At 32.9% G+C, this 20,841-nt stretch carries 18 protein-coding genes; 12 read left to right on the top strand and 6 right to left on the bottom strand.

The window, feature by feature from the left end; translation table 11 throughout:
- Positions 1 to 189: 189 nt before the first annotated feature.
- The 10 genes from thrA (at position 190) to HM986_RS12775 (ending at position 10,078) form a co-directional block, all read left to right on the top strand.
- Entirely contained in the window at positions 190 to 2,664 is a 2,475-nt protein-coding gene (gene thrA / locus HM986_RS12730; RefSeq protein WP_179335477.1) for a bifunctional aspartate kinase/homoserine dehydrogenase I, read from the top strand.
- A gap of 2 nt (positions 2,665 to 2,666) precedes the next feature.
- Positions 2,667 to 3,590 (top strand): homoserine kinase, encoded by a 924-nt coding sequence (locus HM986_RS12735; RefSeq protein WP_179335478.1) that lies wholly within the window; start codon positions 2,667 to 2,669, stop codon positions 3,588 to 3,590.
- 130 nt (positions 3,591 to 3,720) lie between these two features.
- Positions 3,721 to 5,010 carry a threonine synthase gene (gene thrC / locus HM986_RS12740; RefSeq protein WP_179335479.1) on the top strand — a complete coding sequence of 430 codons (1,290 nt, stop codon included), beginning with the start codon at positions 3,721 to 3,723 and terminating at the stop codon, positions 5,008 to 5,010.
- A gap of 27 nt (positions 5,011 to 5,037) precedes the next feature.
- Positions 5,038 to 5,874: a DUF6503 family protein gene (locus HM986_RS12745; RefSeq protein WP_179335480.1), complete on the top strand. Its 837-nt coding sequence runs from the start codon at positions 5,038 to 5,040 to the stop codon at positions 5,872 to 5,874.
- 304 nt (positions 5,875 to 6,178) lie between these two features.
- Complete coding sequence (locus HM986_RS12750; RefSeq protein WP_179335481.1) at positions 6,179 to 6,529, top strand: ribose-5-phosphate isomerase; 351 nt, start codon at positions 6,179 to 6,181, stop codon at positions 6,527 to 6,529.
- A gap of 69 nt (positions 6,530 to 6,598) precedes the next feature.
- Positions 6,599 to 7,138 carry a TlpA family protein disulfide reductase gene (locus HM986_RS12755; RefSeq protein ID WP_246288504.1) on the top strand — a complete coding sequence of 180 codons (540 nt, stop codon included), beginning with the start codon at positions 6,599 to 6,601 and terminating at the stop codon, positions 7,136 to 7,138.
- Between the two features lie 6 nt (positions 7,139 to 7,144).
- Positions 7,145 to 7,906 (top strand): thioredoxin family protein, encoded by a 762-nt coding sequence (locus HM986_RS12760; RefSeq protein ID WP_179335482.1) that lies wholly within the window; start codon positions 7,145 to 7,147, stop codon positions 7,904 to 7,906.
- A 149-nt stretch (positions 7,907 to 8,055) separates the two neighbouring features.
- Entirely contained in the window at positions 8,056 to 8,919 is an 864-nt protein-coding gene (locus HM986_RS12765; protein WP_179335483.1) for an AraC family transcriptional regulator, read from the top strand.
- An 87-nt stretch (positions 8,920 to 9,006) separates the two neighbouring features.
- On the top strand, positions 9,007 to 9,207 hold the full coding sequence (locus HM986_RS12770) for a hypothetical protein (protein WP_179335484.1): 201 nt from the start codon (positions 9,007 to 9,009) through the stop codon (positions 9,205 to 9,207).
- A 10-nt stretch (positions 9,208 to 9,217) separates the two neighbouring features.
- Positions 9,218 to 10,078: an SDR family oxidoreductase gene (locus HM986_RS12775; RefSeq protein WP_179335485.1), complete on the top strand. Its 861-nt coding sequence runs from the start codon at positions 9,218 to 9,220 to the stop codon at positions 10,076 to 10,078.
- A gap of 104 nt (positions 10,079 to 10,182) precedes the next feature.
- On the opposite strand, the gene guaB is transcribed toward HM986_RS12775, so the two are convergent.
- The 6 genes from guaB to HM986_RS12805 form a co-directional block, all read right to left on the bottom strand.
- Positions 10,183 to 11,655, bottom strand: coding sequence for an IMP dehydrogenase (guaB, locus tag HM986_RS12780; protein WP_179335595.1), 1,473 nt, complete (start codon positions 11,653 to 11,655; stop codon positions 10,183 to 10,185).
- Positions 11,656 to 11,786: 131 nt separating this feature from the next.
- On the bottom strand, positions 11,787 to 12,140 hold the full coding sequence (locus HM986_RS12785; RefSeq protein WP_178985601.1) for a DUF6686 family protein: 354 nt from the start codon (positions 12,138 to 12,140) through the stop codon (positions 11,787 to 11,789).
- 12 nt (positions 12,141 to 12,152) lie between these two features.
- Positions 12,153 to 14,345 carry a PepSY domain-containing protein gene (locus HM986_RS12790; RefSeq protein WP_179335486.1) on the bottom strand — a complete coding sequence of 731 codons (2,193 nt, stop codon included), beginning with the start codon at positions 14,343 to 14,345 and terminating at the stop codon, positions 12,153 to 12,155.
- Positions 14,346 to 14,356: 11 nt separating this feature from the next.
- The gene (locus tag HM986_RS12795) at positions 14,357 to 14,842 is read right to left on the bottom strand and encodes a DUF2271 domain-containing protein (RefSeq protein ID WP_179335487.1); all 486 of its coding nucleotides are present in this window, start codon (positions 14,840 to 14,842) and stop codon (positions 14,357 to 14,359) included.
- 13 nt (positions 14,843 to 14,855) lie between these two features.
- Entirely contained in the window at positions 14,856 to 16,352 is a 1,497-nt protein-coding gene (locus HM986_RS12800; protein WP_179335488.1) for an ankyrin repeat domain-containing protein, read from the bottom strand.
- 22 nt (positions 16,353 to 16,374) lie between these two features.
- Entirely contained in the window at positions 16,375 to 17,280 is a 906-nt protein-coding gene (locus HM986_RS12805) for a DUF6607 family protein (RefSeq protein WP_179335489.1), read from the bottom strand.
- A gap of 104 nt (positions 17,281 to 17,384) precedes the next feature.
- Between HM986_RS12805 and HM986_RS12810 the strand changes: the two genes are divergently transcribed.
- Both HM986_RS12810 and HM986_RS12815 read left to right on the top strand, forming a co-directional pair.
- Positions 17,385 to 19,535: a TonB-dependent receptor plug domain-containing protein gene (locus HM986_RS12810; RefSeq protein WP_179335490.1), complete on the top strand. Its 2,151-nt coding sequence runs from the start codon at positions 17,385 to 17,387 to the stop codon at positions 19,533 to 19,535.
- An 11-nt stretch (positions 19,536 to 19,546) separates the two neighbouring features.
- Entirely contained in the window at positions 19,547 to 20,734 is a 1,188-nt protein-coding gene (locus tag HM986_RS12815) for an HmuY family protein (protein ID WP_179335491.1), read from the top strand.
- Positions 20,735 to 20,841 lie beyond the last annotated feature (107 nt).

Here is a 20,841-nt window from a genome sequence, read left to right on the forward strand (position 1 = left end):
TCATAAAAATAATACATTTGAGATGTAATGAAGAAAAAAAATAACATATCAATAATTTCCAATTCACATTCTATGTGTGTATTTATGTTTTTTATTTCAACGATTATTACCCTTTGGGGTAATTTATAATATGCTCTCCGTCCCTTTTTGTCTATTTAGACATTTTATTCTCTTAAATTATATAAAATTATGAAAGTTCTCAAATTTGGTGGAACCTCAGTAGGTTCAGCCGAAAACATAAATAAAGTCATTTCAATTTTAGATCAACAATCTGAAACAACCAATATTGCTGTTGTTGTTTCTGCCGTTGGTGGCATTACCGATAAATTATTAGAAGCAGGTAACTTGGCTTGCAGCAAAAATCTAGACTACAAACATAAATATGATACCATTTGGTCTATTCATAATGCTGTAATTGAAGGTTTATTTGCAAATCCTGATAACAGTAAATCAATACAAAAACAGCAAGATGATTTGCACGACTTAATTACAGAAAAATTAAGTGATTTAAAAAGTCTATTAGATGGTATTTATCTCATCAATGAATTATCTCCAAAAACCAAGGATAAATTATTAAGTTTTGGAGAAAAACTATCATCGACCATTATTTATCATACCTTAAAATCTAGAGCAATAGACGCAGCATTAAAGAACTCTCAAGAACTCATCGTTACGGATTCTAATTTTAATAACGCTACGGTATATTTTGATATTACAAATACTAATATTCAGACCTTTTTTAATTCAAACGCTAGTGCTATTGTTTTACTTCCTGGTTTTGTTTCAAACTCTATCAATGGTGAAATAACGACTTTAGGTCGTGGTGGCTCCGATTATACAGCTGCTATTATTGCCGCAGCTATGGATGCAGATGAATTGCAAATCTGGACAGACGTTAGTGGTATGTTTACAACGAATCCTAAATTAGTAAAACAAGCCTCACCTATTGTAGAATTGTCGTACCAAGAAGCTGTAGAGTTATCACACTTCGGTGCCAAAGTTTTATATCCACCAACAGTAATGCCTGTCCTTAAAAAGAAGATTCCGATTGTGATTAAAAATACATTAGATCCAGAGGCTATTGGCACAACTATTACTGAAAATATAACTCCAAATGGTAATTCGCCTGTAAAAGGAATTAGCAATATTGAAAATGTAGCTTTACTTACCTTACAGGGTAATGGTATGGTTGGTGTCCCTGGTTTTAGTAAACGCTTGTTTGAAACATTAGCACAAGAGAAAATTAATATTATTTTAATTACCCAATCGTCCTCAGAACATACCATTTGTTTCGGAATATCAGATCTTGATGCGCAACGTGCCAAGATAGCTATAGATACCGTTTTTGAATATGAAATAGCACTTCAAAAAATTGATCCTATTGTTTTAGAAACCAATTTATCTATCATTGCTGTTATCGGTGATAAAATGAAAAATCATCAGGGTATAAGCGGAAAAATGTTTAGTACCCTTGGTAAAAACAACGTAAACATCAGAGCTATTGCACAAGGAGCTTCTGAACGTAATATTTCAGCTGTGATTCATAAAAACGATGTAAAGAAAGCCTTAAACAGTTTACATGAGCAGTTTTTTGAAATTAAAACTAAACAAATTAACCTTTTTATTACTGGTGTTGGTAATGTTGGAGAACGGCTAATAGAGCAAATAAAACAGCAAAAAGCCTATTTAAAAGAGAATTTTAAAATCAGCTTAAGAATTGCTGGTTTATCTAATTCTAGAACCATGGTGGTTAACGACGAAGGCATCAATTTAAAAAATTGGAAACAAGAACTCGAAACGGGTGAAAAAGCAAGTTTAGATGGCTTTTTTGAGCATGCAAGGCACTTAAATTTAAGAAACTCTGTATTTGTAGATATTACTGCTAATGAAGCGGTTGCTAATATTTATAGTGAGTATCTAAAACAGAGTATTTCTGTTGTCGCTTGTAATAAAATAGCTTGCTCAGGTAAAATAGAATATTACAATGAATTAAAAACGTTATCGCGACAGTACAATGCATCATTTTTATTTGAAACCAATGTTGGTGCAGGGTTACCTGTATTAGACACCTTAACTAATTTAATAACTTCTGGAGATAAAATAAACACCATTCAAGCTGTATTATCAGGTAGTCTTAATTTCATCTTTAACAATTTTAATGCTGAAACAACATTTTACGATGTGGTAAAACAAGCACAAGAAGAAGGCTATACAGAACCAGATCCTAGAATAGATCTTAGCGGTATTGATGTGGCTCGTAAGATTTTAATTCTAGCGCGTGAAAGTGGACATGCTATTGAACTATCACAACTTGAAACCGATAGTTTCTTAACTGAAAATGCTTCTAATTCTAATAGTGTTGATGACTTTTTCAAAACCTTAATTAACGATGAAGCCTACTACCAAGGACTGTTTAAATCAGCACAAGACAATAACTGCCAACTAAAATTTGTAGCAGAATTTAATGACGGTAAAGCCAAGGTTGGACTTCAAGAAATACCTGAAGGTCATCCGTTTTATAACCTTAAAGGAAAAGATAATATCGTCATGTTTTACACACAACGCTATCCTGAGCAACCTTTAATTATTAAAGGTGCAGGTGCAGGTGCTGATGTTACAGCCTCGGGTCTATTTGCCGATATCATAAGAATTGCTAATAATTAGATATGAGTAACGAAATCAAAATATTTTCACCTGCAACGGTAGCTAATGTAGCCTGTGGATTCGATGTTTTAGGCTTTTGTTTAGATACCATTGGTGACGAAATGGTAATTAGAAAAACAGACGAAAAAGGCATTAAAATCACTAAAATTGAAGGCTACGATTTACCGTTTGAAGCAGAAAAAAATGTGGCAGGAGTTTCAGCTTTAGCGATGTATAAAGCTTTACAACCTGATTGTGGATTTGAAATAGAAATTTATAAAAACATTAAACCAGGAAGTGGTATTGGAAGCAGTTCTGCTAGTGCTGCAGGAAGTGTTTTTGGCATGAACGAACTATTAGGCAGACCATTAGACAAAACCAAACTCACTTATTACGCTATGAAAGGTGAAGCTTTAGCTAGTAAATGTGAACATGCCGATAATTTAGCTCCTGCTATTTTTGGCGGATTTACATTAGTTAAAAGCGCCTCGCCTTTACAAATATTAAAGCTACCGACTCCTCCCGATTTATTTGCGACGTTAATTCATCCACAGATTGAAATTAAAACCTCTGAGTCTCGAGCCATTTTACCTAAAGAGATTTCTTTGAGTAATGCAATTGCACAATGGGCAAATGTGGGTAGCTTAGTACATGCTTTACATACATCAGATTACGATTTAATTAAAGATGCGTTGCACGATGTGGTGATTGAACCTTATCGTAAGCAATTAATCCCTCATTTTGATGCCGTTAAAAATGCTGCATTACAAGCAGGTGCTTTGGGATGCGCGATTTCGGGCTCTGGACCTTCAATTTTTATGTTGAGTAAAAGTGAAGCTACAGCTAAAAATGTCGAAAAAGCTATACGAAACGTATATGCAACATCAGGTATCCAATTTGAAACTTACGTTTCTAAAATAAATACTGAAGGAATTCGAGTAGTTTAAAAATTATTCCGAAGACTTAATACTAAAAGTTATAACACGAAGCTTCACAAAAAAGACACGAAGATTCACAAAGAATTCTCTCTAAAAAGTCTACTTAAATGAAGCGTTTAATAATTTAGAATAAAACAAAATGAATTACTATTCACTAAACAAAAAAGCTCCTAACACAACCTTCGAAGATGCTGTTGTAAGAGGATTAGCACCAGATAAAGGGTTATATTTTCCTGAGTCTATTACTCCATTAGCGCCTTCATTTTTTGAAACTATTGAAGATAAATCGAATACAGAAATAGCATTCGAAGCGATAAAACAGTTCATTGTTCCTGAAATTCCTGAGGATGTTTTAAAAACTATTATTGAAGAGACGTTAAACTTCGATTTTCCAGTAATTAAAATTAATGAAAATATTTCAACTCTCGAACTGTTTCATGGTCCAACCATGGCATTTAAAGATGTTGGCGCTCGTTTTATGGCGCGTTGTTTAGGTTATTTCAATAAAACTAACACTAAAGATGTTACTGTTTTGGTTGCCACTTCTGGTGATACAGGTGGTGCCGTTGCTAATGGCTTTTTAGGTGTTAAAGGTGTCAATGTGGTCATTCTTTATCCGAGTGGTAAAGTAAGTGATATTCAAGAAAAACAGTTAACAACACTTGGCAAGAATATTACTGCCTTAGAGGTTGATGGTGTTTTTGATGATTGTCAAGACATGGTAAAACAAGCCTTTATGGATACTGAATTAACGAGTAAAATGCAACTGACGTCAGCCAACTCCATTAACATTGCGCGTTGGTTACCACAACTTTTCTATTTTATGTTTACGTATAAACAGCTCAAATCAAAAGGAAAAGAACTTGCGTTTTCAGTTCCAAGTGGTAATTTTGGTAATATATGTGCTGGTATGGTGGCTCAAAAACTAGGCTTACCAATTAAACATTTTATAGCTGCTAATAATGCTAATGATACGGTTGTTAATTATATGATTTCTGAAACCTATAATCCAAAACCATCAGTACAAACCATTAGTAATGCCATGGATGTTGGAAATCCGAGTAATTTTATAAGAATTCAAGAATTACATAATAATGACTTTGATACACTAAAAGCTAATTTATCATCGTATAGCTATACTGATGACGATACTAAAGCTGCACTTTTAGAATTGTATAACGACTTTAATTATATTGCAGATCCACACGGTGCTGTTGGTTATTTAGGTGCAAAAGAGTACTTAAAAGAACATGATGCGCATGTGGTGTTTTTAGAAACAGCGCATCCAACAAAATTCTTAGATGTTGTCGAAGACGTTATAAGAAAAAGTATAGAGTTGCCTCCGCAAATAGCAGCCATAATGGATGAAGAAAAGGTATCAATTCCGATTGGAAATTATGATGCCTTAAAATCCTATTTATTACACTAATAATTTATACAATAAAACAATTATAACATGAAATTTAAATTTGCAATTCACATCTTATTTATTGGCCTTTTAGCATCTTGTAAAAATGATAAACCTTTAAACTCAAACACTCTTGAAACGACTAAAAAAGAAGAGGCTACGCCAGAATTTATTAATAAAGGGCATGAATTAGTTTTTAATATGGTTGAGAAAGTCGGTAACTACAATAATCTTAAGGAACTTAAAGATGTTGTTTATACTTACACCTATCAAACTCCAGATGGAAAAACAGATAGCTCTACTGAGAAATATATTTTTGATGGTGAATTATCATACGGAGCATATACGACACATGAAAGAACATTAGCCAATCTCAAAGGCACAATAGAACAAGGTTATGATGGGAAAGGTTATTGGTTAAAACATAAGGGTGATACCCTAAATGACGACGCTTACTTAAAACGTGTGGCTTTTAATAGACCTACTAATTTTTATTGGTTTACCATGTTTCAAAAAATGTTAGATCCAGGACTTAACTATGAATTTATAGAGGAAACCACCATAGATAACAAAAACTATGATGTTGTAAAGGTGAGTTTCGATTTAGATAATGATAAACCTACAGATATTTATCAATTGTATATTAACCAAGACACTAACGTAGTTGATCAATTTCTTTTTACTGTTGCTGACTTTGGAAAGATGGAGACTCCAAGTTTAATGCTTTTGGAATACGAGAAAATCGACGGTTTATTAATGCCTACAAAACGTAAATATAAACGCTCTAATTGGAATGCAGAAGTCGATGAAAATCCATGGATAATGGTAAATTGGTCAGACATACAGTTCAATACTAATTTAACTAAGGAGGATTTTAAAATATAGCATCATTACACCTTTAACCATCTACAGACCTAAAGAAACCTTATGATTACATATTAATTCTAGTGAAATTAGGGATGCTTTTTTTATTTTAGTGTTGTTTAATACTCTAACAATGGCTAAAAAATATCAGAGACCAAAATGTAAAAACTATAGAGGACCATATGGTATCTAAAAGGTTAATAGAAGGCCTAAGGTTTCATTGTGTTTGAAAAGCTTATTTACCAAATGACACTGCAGAATTATTGCATTATTACAAAGTTTACTAATAGCAAGTACACTGTAGATCTGAATACGTATTTATTTCATGGCAAAAACGCTTTATACCATTTACGTCATAGAATTATCAAAACGTGTGTTTACTGAAAACGCGAAGTTTAGAAATGCAAATCCACAATTTAATGGTGTTTTGCAATGTTTGTATGTTGGTATGACGAGTAAAACTCCAAAAGAACGTTTTCTTCAGCACAAAACAGGGCATCGTAACAAAAAGGGTTATAAAATATCTTCAAATATTGTTGAGAAATATGGCACCTATTTACGTCCGAGTCTCTTTAATCATATCGATCCATTTTTCACTAGAGCCGAAGCATTAAAAGCAGAAGCACAAATTACCTTAGAATTGCGACGCGAAGGTTATGCGGTTTGGTCTAATTAGAAAAAACAAAATCTAATTAAACCTTTAGTACATCCTTTAGTCTAACCAAAGCTAATACAAACCATTATTTTGAACACAAACATAAATCCACTCAAATCAACACTGTGTATCATTTTTGCGCTTATTACTTTAACAAGTTGCAATAATACAAGCACAGAAAAAACCGTTACATCTGAGGCTAAGAAGAATGTGAATCAAGACATTCCTGTTTACGATTTTAATGAATTTGAACCTCTAATTTACACAAAATCCGATAAAACTTATCTCGTTAATTTTTGGGCGATGTGGTGTGCTCCTTGTGTTAAAGAGCTACCGTATATTGAAGAATTTGCCGTAAAATACCCAGATGTAGAAGTAATTTTGGTAAGCTTAGATTTCCCAAAAGATATTGAGACAAAACTTAAACCTTTCTTAAAGAAAAAAAACATAACCCAAAAAGTTGTACTATTGGATGATGCGGATGCTAACGCGTGGATAGATAAAATAGATCCTAACTGGTCTGGTGCAATCCCATTTACAATTATGTTTAACAAAAACAAACGTTTATTTTATGAACGCTCTTTTGAAAATTTAGAAGACTTAGAAAACCAAATAAAAAAACTTAATTAGAAAATCATGAAAAGAATCAGTGTCCTAATAGCCATCATCGGCTTATCTGCAAGTGTACTTGTATCTTGTAAAAATGAAGAAAATAAAACAGGAGATGCCACCGCTGAAAACCAAAAGCATAAAGGTGAACGTCCTCCTCATGATGGTGATAGAAAAGGACCACCACATGGAGGTGACCGCAAAGGACCACCAAAGGGAGGTCTACCAGAACAAACTAAAAAATTAGAAGAAATTGGTGGCTACGCGATTGGTGATGTTGCGACTGATTTTAATTTAAAAAATGTTGATGGTTCTATGGTATCGTTAGCTAGTATTGAAAATGCAAAAGGTTATATCGTAACCTTTACCTGTAATGAGTGTCCATTTTCAGTGTTATATGAAGACCGTTTAATTGCATTAAACAATGAATATGCACCAAAAGGATATCCTGTAATTGCGATTAACCCTAACAGTCCTGAAAACGAAAAAGAAGGTTACGCAGCAATGCAAAAACGTTCAGAAGACAAAGGATTTACATTTCCTTACTTAGTTGATGAAGGGCAAAAAATATATCCACAATATGGTGCCGTAAGAACTCCACATGTCTTTTTATTGGATGCTGAGCGTAAAGTACAGTACATTGGTACTATTGATGACAATTCAAAATCACCAGAAAACGTCAAAGTAAACTACGTTAAAGATGCTATTGAGGCTTTAGAAAAAGGTAAAAAACCAAGCCCTAATTTCACAAAAGCTATAGGATGTCCTGTAAAAGCGAATAAGGCTTAAGGATCCTTAAAATAACAGTTATAAAAAAACAGCATCATTTTGATGCTGTTTTTTTTTATAAAACTAATTAAAAATTGACTTTTCCATACATCTCAACATAATACATATTAATTGTTATTTTTATTCAAAATTTATAAATCAAGTCATCATTGAATCATTTCCCAAATGTAGCTTTTAAAAGTAGCGAAGGAGCTACGGATATTGAATGTATTTCATTAGACGAATTATTCTCAAGAATTAAAAAAGATCCTAATCACAATCCATATCAGCCGCACCGAATTTCCTTTTTTGCCTTATTGATTGTCACAGAAGGCAAAGGTGAACATAAAATCGATTTAAAGACTTACAACATCCAAAAAGGCTCTGTACTTAAAATTGCGAAAGGTCAGGTTCATGCTTTTCAAGATCATTTTCAATACGATGGGTATCTCGTCGTATTTACAGAGGATTTTATTTTAAAATATTTCTCAAAATCTTCGGTCGGATTTATTTCGCATTTATACAACTATCATATCTCTGATCCATTAGTTGAAAACAGCACTTTAACCGACTTTTTTTTAGCACGGATAACTGAAGAAATTCAAAGCAAATACACTTACGCCGAAAAGGAAATAATTGCTAAAATATTAGAGCTATTTTTATTAAAATTAGAGCGTGAAGCTCATAAAGTCTCAGATGAAACGTTCAATAAAACACACCATAGTGTTTTTATCAATTTCAAGAATTTGGTAGAAGAACATTATATAAAAACACGGAACGTCAAAGATTACGCTCAACTACTAAATATATCTACAAAACATCTCAACACCATAGTTAGAGTAACCACATTAAATTCAGCAAAGCATTTTATTGATAACTACGTCATCTTAGAAATTAAGCGTGTAATCTTTAGTAGCACTATAAGTCTTAAAGAAGTCGCTTATGAAAACGGATTCGATGAAGTCACTAATTTTACCAAGTTTTTCAAAAAACATACAGGTCTCTCGCCTAAGGAATTTAAATCTACACTTTAGATTTAGGTTTCACATTTACCATTTTTAACAGATAATTTACCTTTTGCCACTTTAGTACTTTTCAGAACTTTGTAATAAATAAATATTATGAGCGACATTGCAAAATGCCCTACATGTGGCAGTTATTCTAAAATAAAAGAAAAAGAAGGAGAAACCACCTATCAAGCAGTACAAGATGAAGAGGCTTTAAAAAAAGTTGGCCAAATGAAGAAAGCGCTTGAAAAGTTTAAAACAAAAGCAGAACAACTTGAAAAAGAGTTAGAGGCTTTAAAATCGAAACATGCATAAACCATTAATTATGAAAATAGCAGTAACATCAGCAAGCGGACATTTAGGATCTGCCATTGTAAAAGCACTTTTAAAAGCCACTAAAAAAGAAAATGTTATAGCCATAGCAAGAACCACAGAAAAAGCAGAACACTTGGGTGTAGAAGTCAGAAAAGGAGATTACAATAGTCGTGAAGGTTTCAATGCCGCTTTAAAAGGAATAGACACTGTATTGTTAGTTTCTGGCATGGATGAGCCACAGAAAAGAATACAACAACACCGAAATGTCATTGAAGCAGCCAAACAAAACGGCATTCAAAAAATAGTCTATACGAGTATTGTGGGTGCTGAAGAAAACAATGCTTTTAGTCCTGTGGTGCAAAGTAATCGTCAGACGGAAGAAGACATCCGTAATTCCGGTTTACAATGGGTTATTGGTAGAAACGGCATATATATTGAACCCGATTTAGAATATTTAGATACCTATATAAAAGACGGAGAGATAAGAAATTGTGCAGATCAAGGAAAATGTACGTATACGAGTCGTGAAGAATTGGGACTTGCCTATGCTAAAATGTTATTAGAAGAAAAACATAATGGTAACATCTATAATTTAGTCGGTGAAGCGATTACGCAAAAGCAACTTGCAGACTTTATTAATCAGGTTTACGACACAAAATTAGTCTATAATGCTGTTTCTGTAAAAGCTTATAAAGCCGATAGAATAGCTGAGCTTGGTGAGTTTCTAGGAACTATCATCGCCGGAATTTACGAAGGCATTAAAAATGGTGCTAATGATGTGAACTCTGATTATGAAAAAGCTACTGGGAGAGCACACAAATCGGCATTAAAACTAATAGAGACTTACCATCAAAAACACGTTCAAAACTAAATTTAATTCCATTTAAATAAACGTTAGTAATAAAAAAACAGCACCTTTTTCAAAGTGCTGTTTTTTAATTTTATATTAAGATTCCTGCCTTCGTAGGAATTTGGTTATCTTGAATAATTAGGCGACTCATTCGTAATCGTTACATCATGAGGGTGACTTTCATTAATCCCTGAACTTGTAATTTTTACAAAACGTCCGGTTTCTTTCAACGTCTCGATATCTTTAGCACCACAATAGCCCATTCCTGCTCTAAGGCCTCCAATAAATTGATGAATACTTTCAACCAATTCACCTTTATAAGGCACACGACCAACAATTCCTTCCGGTACTAATTTTTTAATATCGTCTTCTACATCTTGAAAATAACGATCCTTACTACCTTGCTTCATGGCTTCAACAGAACCCATCCCTCTGTAAGATTTGAATTTTCTTCCTTCGTATATAATAGTTTCTCCCGGACTTTCTTTTGTTCCTGCTAAAAGAGATCCTAACATTACTGTATCTGCACCAGCAGCTATCGCTTTAGGTATATCACCCGTATATCGAATACCACCATCTGCAATGACAGGAACTCCAGAACCTTTTATCGCTGCAGCAACTTCTAAAACCGCTGAAAACTGAGGAAAACCAACACCTGCAACAACTCTTGTTGTACAGATTGAACCTGGACCAATTCCTACTTTTACAGCATCTGCTCCAGCTTCTACTAAATATTTAGCAGCAGCACCTGTTGCTATATTTCCAACAATAACATCGAGCTTAGGAAACTTCTTTTTAATGTCTTTCAATACAGAAACCACACCTTTAGTGTGTCCGTGAGCCGTATCTATAATTACAGCATCTACGCCTGCAGCTACTAAAGCCGAAGCTCTTTCTACTGCATCTGCTGTAACACCAATTGCAGCAGCAACTCTTAATCTACCAAAAGAATCTTTATTCGCATTTGGTTTTTGAGTTACTTTAGTAATATCTCTAAAAGTAATAAGTCCTTTTAGATTAAAATTATCATCAACAATCAATAATTTTTCAATCTTGTTTTGTTGTAGAATTTGTTCTGCATCTTTTAAAGACGTACCAACAGCAGCAGTTACCAAATTTTCTTTGGTCATTACTTCAATAATTGGTTTTGTTCCTTCGTGTTCAAAACGTAAATCTCTATTAGTAACAATTCCTTTTAATTTTCCATCTTCATCTACAATAGGAATTCCTCCAATACTATGCTCAGCCATATTTGATTTCGCATCAAAAACAGTTGCCGTCATTGGTAATGTTACAGGATCGATAATCATTCCGCTTTCTGCACGTTTTACACGTCTCACCTTATCGGCTTGCTGTGCAATAGTCATGTTTTTATGTAACACGCCTATTCCACCTTCTTGCGCCATGGCAATTGCCATTTTACTTTCGGTAACCGTATCCATTGCTGCTGAAATAACAGGAATGTTAATGGTAATGTTTCGTGTGAATTTTGTTTTGATACTAACTTCTCTAGGAAGTATTTCTGAGAATGCTGGAACTAAGAGTACGTCATCGTAAGTAAGACCTTCTCCAACAATTTTATTTTCGTGTGCTGTCATGGCAATTAAGATATAATTGCGCACAAAGGTAAGGATTTAATATCAACCAAGTACGCTTATATGAGGTTTTGAATATTATTTTATTGTTAAGCACAAATTCTCTTGTAGTTAGCATGAAAATTGACACCTTATTAGTTCAAAATAAAAGTATAATCAATATCAATTAAGGTTATTTCATTTTCATAAACACTACCTCTATGACAAAAAAGTGCTTTAAGCTCTAGTATTTCTTGCTTATTAAACATTAAAACCAAATTCTCTTGAATAGATGGAATAGGAATTTTTCGTTTCACTTTTGCATCAGCATACATCTCTTCCCAATAATCTTCTTCTATGGCTAATAAATAAGTTTTAAATCGATGGTATTGTTCTTCTGTGAATTCAAAGTAGATATTATTAAATTCTAAATGATAAATATTACAGCCTTTACATATAGACAATTCACCATTACTAACTTTTGATAAAACTTTTATATTATGACACATAAGTTCTCTTTTTTAATAACAATCCATTTTAATTTGCCCGTTACTTTCAAACGCACTTAATGGTTTGTTGAGTTGTTCTGTGGTAATATTATTTAAGACTTCTAAAACACGACTCTGCATGGCTATAGCCCCACAAATCATGACTACTCCATTTTGCTGAAAGTGCTTTGCAATAAATTCTTTATTTTGAATTAAAAGATCTTGAACGTAAATTTTCTCTGCTTGTTCTTGAGAAAATGCTGTTTGCAATTGGTTTAGTTTATCTTGCTTTTTTGCTTCTTCTAATAAACCAGCATACAACTCTAAAGATGTCTTGGTTCGTCCTCCCCAAAACAAGTGTATATTTTTCTGTTTTTTATTGTCGTGAATCATCCCCAGAAATGGTGCAAGACCAGTTCCGTTGGCTATTAAAATGACATCTTTTGTTTTAGCTGGTAAATGAAATTCTTTATTTTCACTTATCGTTGCTGTAATAGTATCAGAGGTATTTAATGTGCTGAAATAGGTAGAACACAGTCCTTTGTCATGTTTTTTAATACTCAAAAGAATATCTCCTTCTACTTTGGCAATTGAATATTCTCTGGCAGCTTCATCTTCATTAGGCTTAAATGCTAGTAAATCACCCGACTGAAATTTAATCTTCTTTAATGGCCTTAACTGCAACAAGAAAGTATCATCTATATTTAACTCCGTTCGTTTTACCACTTTAAACGTTCGTGTATATTTTGAATTTAATTTCTCGGTTGGCTGTGTGATAATTAGATTTTGATTAGAAACGGTATTCCATTGCAAAACCCAATTTTTAAAGGCTTCAAAAGATTGATTATTGATTTTTACTAATTCTAATTTTTGATTAAAATTTGGATGTGCATTTAGCAAATCATCTACTTCTTCTGCGTATTTACAATATTCAGGATATAACAAAGAACCAAAACCTACTACAGAATAATCTAACGTAGAATTTTGAATTGTTCTCAGTAACTTTTCAAATTTAGTCGCATTTATTGGCGCATCTCCTTCGCCATAAGTTGCTGTAAAAATGATGAGCTCTTTAGCTTTATGATATGTAGCATACTGATTTAATTCGGTGATATAAGCTTTCTTTCCTTCCGCTAATAAAGCTTTGTAAAATAAGGTTGCAAAACGAAATGTACTTCCTGTTTCTGAACCTACAAGAATAATATATTCTGCGTCTTCTTTTTTAAATTTATTCTTAATTTTTACTGCTGACTTTCTACGTTTTAAAGTCATAGCAAAACCAGAATAAATAAAGAATAACAAAACAACACCAACCAATGCTAAAACAATAGACCATAAAATAGTGCCTTGGCCTGTATGCAGAAACAAACTCCATTGCGATAACATATGAACCAAAGGATACCGCTGTTCGCTTACAATTTCGCCAGAAACCTGATTGACTAAAAGTTCTTTATCTTTTAATGTGATAAAAAAGTAATCTTCTACATCTTCTGAAAAAGGAAATTCTAAATTTTTAACCTCCGAAATTGGTGTAGACTTAAAAACTTCGAAATCTGAAAATGGTATTTTATCAATATCCTCAGATACATCTTCAGGATAAGTATGCGTAATATTTGATTCTGGTAAAAGAGAAAACTTTTCTAATGATAAATAGACACCTGTAAATGCGACAATGATCACAGGAATTAGAAACCAACGTCCTAATTCTACATGATAATATTGTTCAAAATTCTCGTTAACTATTTTAGAGAAAAACCGACGAATCCCTCCTTGTCTTTTGGCTATTAATACCAAACCTGTAATAGCCATTAAGATTAAAAAGAAGGACACCAAACCTACAATAAAACGCCCTGTAGATTTTAGAAATAAAGAACGGTGTAAATTAGTGGTAAACTTAAAAAGTGGTGATTTTTCAATAAGCTCACCTAACTTCTCCCCTGTTTCTGGGTTGATGTAAAAGGTTTCACTATCACCTTCCTTTGTAATAACCGACGCTATGACAAAATCATTTTCATCCGTTGAGATGGTAATAATTTCGTCATAACTATTAGTTAAACTTTCTATCGTTGTGGCTAAAGTTGTGTCCTCATTAATTTGATAAGATTCCAACTGATTAGAAATAGGCTCGAAAGCCAAAATAGTACCAGTTACGGAAGCTAAAACAATAAAAAGAGAAGACACCAAAGCCAACATAAGGTGACTAAATCTCCAAATAGAAAGGGTCATTTGCATTGCTTTTATTGAGGCATCATACGTATATAACGGATAAATCCTTTGCCTTCAACTTTAGATTTCACACTTTCAGAAGTTAACTCTATTTCAACATCACTTTCGTAATACTCTTGGTCTTCAACTGCAGATTCAAACCTAAGTTTATAGCCTTTGTCTAATTTATCGTTATCTATTTCAATAACATTTATAGTACGCTGACCTCCACTTACCGTTGCTCCAGTAATCGCATCAATATCATTTCGCTTTTTACCGTAAAAATCCCACCAAGACTCAATGGTATTATACCATTCATCATCGTCTCCAATAACATTTAGGGTTTCTACATATTCACCTTCAGGATTTAATAATGAAATGACAATATAGGCGCCTTCACCTGTATAATTGGTCATTTGAATCATACATTTATACTTTGAAGATTCAGATAAGGTATTAAAAGATACCAAGCCAAAAGCTACAGTAAATACTAAAATTACAAGTTTTATATTTTTCATATTTAAAATTATATTACTTTAAAAATTCAACTGAGACATTATTCTTAGCTAATAACTCGTTCTCTTTAGCTAAGTCGTAAGCAGACTCTTCAAAATCTGTTACATCATCTTTCTTAGCACCATTTTTTAATAGAAATTTTAAAACACTGTCATCTTTAGCTTTTAGAGCCGCTAAGTGTAATGCTGTATTTCCCTCATTGTTTTTAGCATTGATATCTTGTTTCATATCTAAAGCTATTTTTAATAACTCCATACTATTTTTTTCGGCAGCTAAATGAAACCATGTGTTTCCATTTTTTTGAGTAGCAGTTAAATCTACTTTACTCTTATTCAAGAACTCTTTTTTACTGTAAAATTGCTTTTTGTTTCTTTCTGAGTAACAATCAATTAGATAGTATGCTAAGTTATTTCCGTCTGTATCTAATAAAGTTGTTTTCGCTTTATTCTCAATTAAGAACGTTACAACATCTACATCGTTGCCAGTAACAGCCAAACTTAAAGCCGTTTGCCCTTTTTTATTTGTATCGTTTATATCTTTTAAACTTGAAGCCAATACCTTTACAACTTCTAAATTATTACCTGAAGCGGCATTCATAAAAGGTGTATTTCCTTTGTGATCTTCTTGGTTAACATCTAATCCTTTTTCAAGTAAATATTTAATTATTTTTACATCCTTACTTCTTGACGCTAAGATATGTAATGGTGTAATACCTTCTTTATTGGTTGTATTTGGATTTAAACCAATACTTTCTAAATACTCATAAACCTCTATTCCATTAGATGATCTTCTTGCACCATTAGCTGCAAAAATAAAAGCCTGATCTGTACCTATTAATCCTTTTTTAACAAGAGATTTTAAAGCTTCTAAATGACCGGTTTTCGTTGTATAATTAAATATTCCGTCTCCATTTTTATCAACACTTTTAATATTTAATCCTTTAGATTGAAAATAAGATACAAGTTTAAAATCCTTATCACTTGGTGCAGCTAATAGTAAAGCATTTGCACCATCTGGCGTTAAGTCCGTTTTTAAGTTTACTCCTTTATCTAAAATAAGGTCATAAACTTTAGTGTTTTGTTGCCCTGCTGAAGCTGCAAAATTAATGATAGAGTTTCCTTTGTCATCAGTGATATCTGTTTTAGCTCCTGTTTTTAAAAGGTAATTAACTAATTCGTCGTTACCTTGATATGCTGCCCAAAAAATGTATGTTCTACCATCGTGCGTCAGTTTATTTACATCATTACCTTTTTGAGCTAAAAGAAATTTAATAGTTTCTAATGGTGTGTCTTGTAACGTTGCGAAAACAACAGCATCAAAACTAGCTCCGTTTGATTCTGATGGATTATTCCCTTCTTTTATCTTTGCTTTAACCGTTTCTACACTTGGTTTTGTTCCCCAATAATCACGATTTAAAAAGATGTTTTCGTTCTTCTTACTTTTCTTCTGGGCAAAAGCAGGCAATGCCAATATGACAAGAAGTAATACTACTACGGTCTTAATTGTTTTCATATATAAATGTTTGTTTTTAATCTTATTTTACAAAAGATTCAATAATACTATTAATTTCTTTTTCTGCAGTGATTTCATCATCTAATAAGTATTTGAATAATACTTTATTATCAACTTTTTCTTCAAGAGTTAAATCTTTGTTTCTTCCATAAATATCAGCCCACTTCGCTCTTACTGAAGCCCACTTATCGTGTTGTACTTTCCACCAATCTATTGAAGCCTGACATCTGCTTTCATCAACTCTTTTATAGGTGTTATAGCCTTTTTCTTTAGCTAAAATTACATCTTCAGAACCTGCTACACGTACTACTTTTTCATTGTCTTGGTCATGTACCCAGCCAAAGTTAGTAATTTCATGGCGGTTACCTCTTAAAGTGATGTTGTAATCACTACGCTTAGTGTACTCTCGTCTTGGTAACGGAGCTGTTGTTGTATTTTCCCAATAGTCTTTTCCATCTACATGAACCCAAGTTCCAGAACCTTCGTAACGTGGACTGTCATCGACCTGAAATACTTTCTGAGTCCATTGCCCTTTTACATCATCCTTAGATTTTTTTTCATATGTCCAATTATTATCGCCATTATACATATAGAAATCTTGGTTTTGAAACAACCAATCTTGTCTCCAATGCTTTACTATATATGGACTATCTGGTCGACCTACTTGTAATAAATGTTGAATTGATATTTTATCAGCATCATCTTCAATAGCAAAAGCGTATTCTAAACCTTTATCCACCTTAGTTTCAGAAGGTCTATAAAGTGAATCATTGCTATAATTAAACGTCTCTGTAAAATTAAAAGTAACTTCAAAACAACCGCACATCTCTTTAATGGCTTCTTGATCTTGTGCCTTTTTGTTTTGTGCATTACTACTATTATATATAGTAAATGCTAAAATAATGGCTAAAACTTCTACTCTTTTCATTTTTATACGGTTTGTAATTAGTGTTTAAAAAAAATTCAAAAAAACTTATTCTTATTTAGAATGAATTAAAATAAGATTATATATTTGCCACAAATTTATATAGAATGAGTCTAATTAAAAATAAAAATCTAATTTATTTTTATCTTTTTTTCTTTTCGTGGTCATTTGCTCAAAAAAGAGAAACTACACTTGATAGCACCAAAATAGAACAACTAAAAAAAGTTGTTGTGATTGGAGAAAGTAATGTAATGTCTGTAAGCAAAAAGTTATTCACGGTAGGAACAATTAAAAGAGCAGACATCGAAAATGTAGCTGGTAATAACTTAGCAGATGTTTTATTTAACAACTTAAATATTACAGTTAGCCCAGATGCATCAAATGGCCGTTCTACTGTGAGTATGTTTGGTTTAGACGGCCAATATGTAAAGATTTTGGTTGATGGTATTCCTATAGTAAGTGATAATGGACTTGGAAACAATATTGATATTAGCCAAATAAATATAGATGACGTAGAACGTGTAGAAATTGTAGAAGGTTCTATGGGGGTTTTATATGGTGACAACTCTGTTGCTGGTGTAATCAATATCATCACAAAAAGAGGCTTAAAAGAAAATGGTTGGGCACTTCAACTATCTCTACAAGAAGAAACTGTAGGCAACGAATTTGAGCTTTTTGATAAAGGTAGGCATATTCAAAATTTTAGAGTTACCAATCAGGTTAACGACAAATTATCCTATGCTTTTGGTGCTTCTAGAAATGATTTTGCAGGTTTTTTTAATGATTTTAAAGGTCAGAATTATGTAAACATTCAAAATAATACGGTTATAAATGATAGTTTACGAGGTTCTGAATGGAATCCTAAAGAACAATTAACCGTATCTACAAATTTAAACTTAGATTTAGGTAAACACAACGTCTTTTATAAGCTTCAATTTTTTAATGAAAATCTCGATATCTATAACAGAATCGTTAATGGAAGGTTTCAAAACGGAGCACTGAACCCTACTGCGTTAGACGAAAATTATGAAACAAATAGATGGGTAAGTAACTTAAATGTTTCAGGTCCTTTAACAGGCGCTACTAAATATAATTTCTCATTTTCATATCAAACGCAAAAACGTAACTACCAAGAGTTAGTCTATAATATTTTAGACCAGCGCACACAATCCATAGAAACGGATGCCGTAAGTCAGTCTAGTGACGTGCTATATTCTAAAGCGTTTGTAAGCAATATTATACCTAAATCTAATGTTTTTGATCTTCAGTTAGGCTATGAATTTACCAATCAATCTGGTTTTGATGCCGTTGCTACAGGAAATTATTCTAGTGATGTTATAGAAAATACAATAACTAACTATGAATTATTTGGTATTGCGCTAATTCAACCATCAAACAAATTATCTATAAATCCAGGCACCAGATTTACACATAGTACACAATTTAAGAATCAGCTGATTTGGTCTTTATCCTCAACCTACGACTTTACAGAAAAGTTAAAATTAAAAGCTGTTATAGGCTCTGCATACAGAGCACCAAATTTTGAAGAACTGTTCTTCTACTTTGTAGATTCTAATCACAATGTTAGAGGTAATCAAGATTTACAACCAGAAGATGGTATTTCTTTATTTGTAAACCTGAAAGACAATTACAGAATTTCCGAAGAGGGCTATTTAACCCCTAGCTTTAACTTCTTCTATATTGATTTAAAAGATGCTATTACTAGCATTACGACCGAAGATGAAGATGGAAGGATTCTTTTCACTCAAGGTAATATAGACTATAGCAAACGACTAGGTTTTACTTTAGACAATAGTTTTATCTATAAAAACTGGAATATCGGCCTTGGTGCCACTTACACAGGTATTACAAACGCAATTAGTGAGGATTTAGATACTAATTCTGATTATTTGTGGAGCTTAAATTTGCAAACGTCATTAGCTTATGAAATAGCAAAATGGAAAACTACCTTTTCTACGCAACTTAAATACACGGGTAAAACCCAAGGAGTATTTACAGATGCAAACGGTGAATTATACATTGGAGAAACTGATGCCTTTACATGGTTAAATGCTTCGCTAAGAACGGAAATATCCCCCAAAATAAGCGCAACATTAGGCGTAAGAAACTTACTTGATGTTGTCAGCATAGATACAGGAACTTCTGCGGGAGCACATTCTACTGCTACAACATCCTCAAGATTAATCGGTAATGGCCGATCCTATTTTTTAAAAATATCCTATAATTTAAATTTATAACACAATCAATTATGATAAACAGATTTTTTACACTTATGCTATTTGTAACTGCTAGCGTATTAACAGGTTGCAGTAATGACGATGACACTATAACCATCACTACACCTCCATCATCTGGTGGTATTATTGACCTAGAAGTAGGTGGATTCAATCAAGCAAACCGCGTTTACGTCGATTTAAGTACTGGTAACCAAACCCCCGTTCGCCGTGATTCTTGGGAAATCGCAGTATATAATGGTTCTGAGAATAGAGTCTATCTCAATAGCGCATTATTAGTCTCTGCTGCAGAGTTAGTTGGCATCAATGACATCACTACAGTCACTGAAAGTTCAGCTTTATCTGCCCCATTAACTTTAAACGCATTAGATCAAACCTTTACTCCAACCACTGTTACTGTAAATACTGTTGCAGAATTAATAGAAGGATTGCCTGTTGGTTATTATCAATATGGTGATTTAGACGCAGGTATTTCTTTTACAGATAATAAAGAAGGGGGATTATCAGGTACTGCATTCGGAGATATCTCTACTACAGATACCGACAACAATGTTTTCATTGTTAATTTAGGTAACGATATCCCTACGGCAAATAACGGTACTATAAACACCACAGGAGACTCTAGAGGTTTTATGAAAGTTAGAGTATTAACAAATGGAAATAGCTACACCATTCAATATGCCGAACTAAACAACACAGTTGACTATTCTGAAATCACTGTAACAAAAGATAACAGTTACAATCTTACCACTGTGAGTTTAACTGATGAACAAGTTGTTAGTGCAGAACCAGAATCTTCAGAATGGGACATCGATTTTGGAGGAGTCTTCTCTTTTTATGGTTTACAAGGTACTTTAGCTGCAGGCTTAACCTACTCTGATTATACGCTACATAACACCCTTGGTGGTGTAGGCTTATATCAAATAACCGTTGAAGGTGATACTACTCCAATTTATTCAGATTTTTCTTTAGCAGATATCAATGAAAATAATTTAATATATAACGATCGCGCAGTTGTAGGCAGTGGATGGAGAAGTGTTGATTTTATGACTGGAGAAACTTCAGTTAAAGAAAATACATACTACGTAGTAAAAGATAGTGATAACAACTATTACAAACTTAGATTCACAGCTGTAGAAAGTGAAACGGGAGAACGAGGATATCCTCAATTTCAGTATGAGTTATTAGAAAGTGATAACTAATCTAAAAATTTAGAAATTTTTAATTTTTACTTTAAAGTCCATCTCTAAGGAGATGGATTTTTTAAAGCTTATTTTGTTATTTTTATTTAGTCTAAATAAAGAATTAA

Source organism: Winogradskyella costae, from assembly GCF_013403865.1.
Classification (GTDB): Bacteria; Bacteroidota; Bacteroidia; order Flavobacteriales; family Flavobacteriaceae; genus Winogradskyella; species Winogradskyella costae.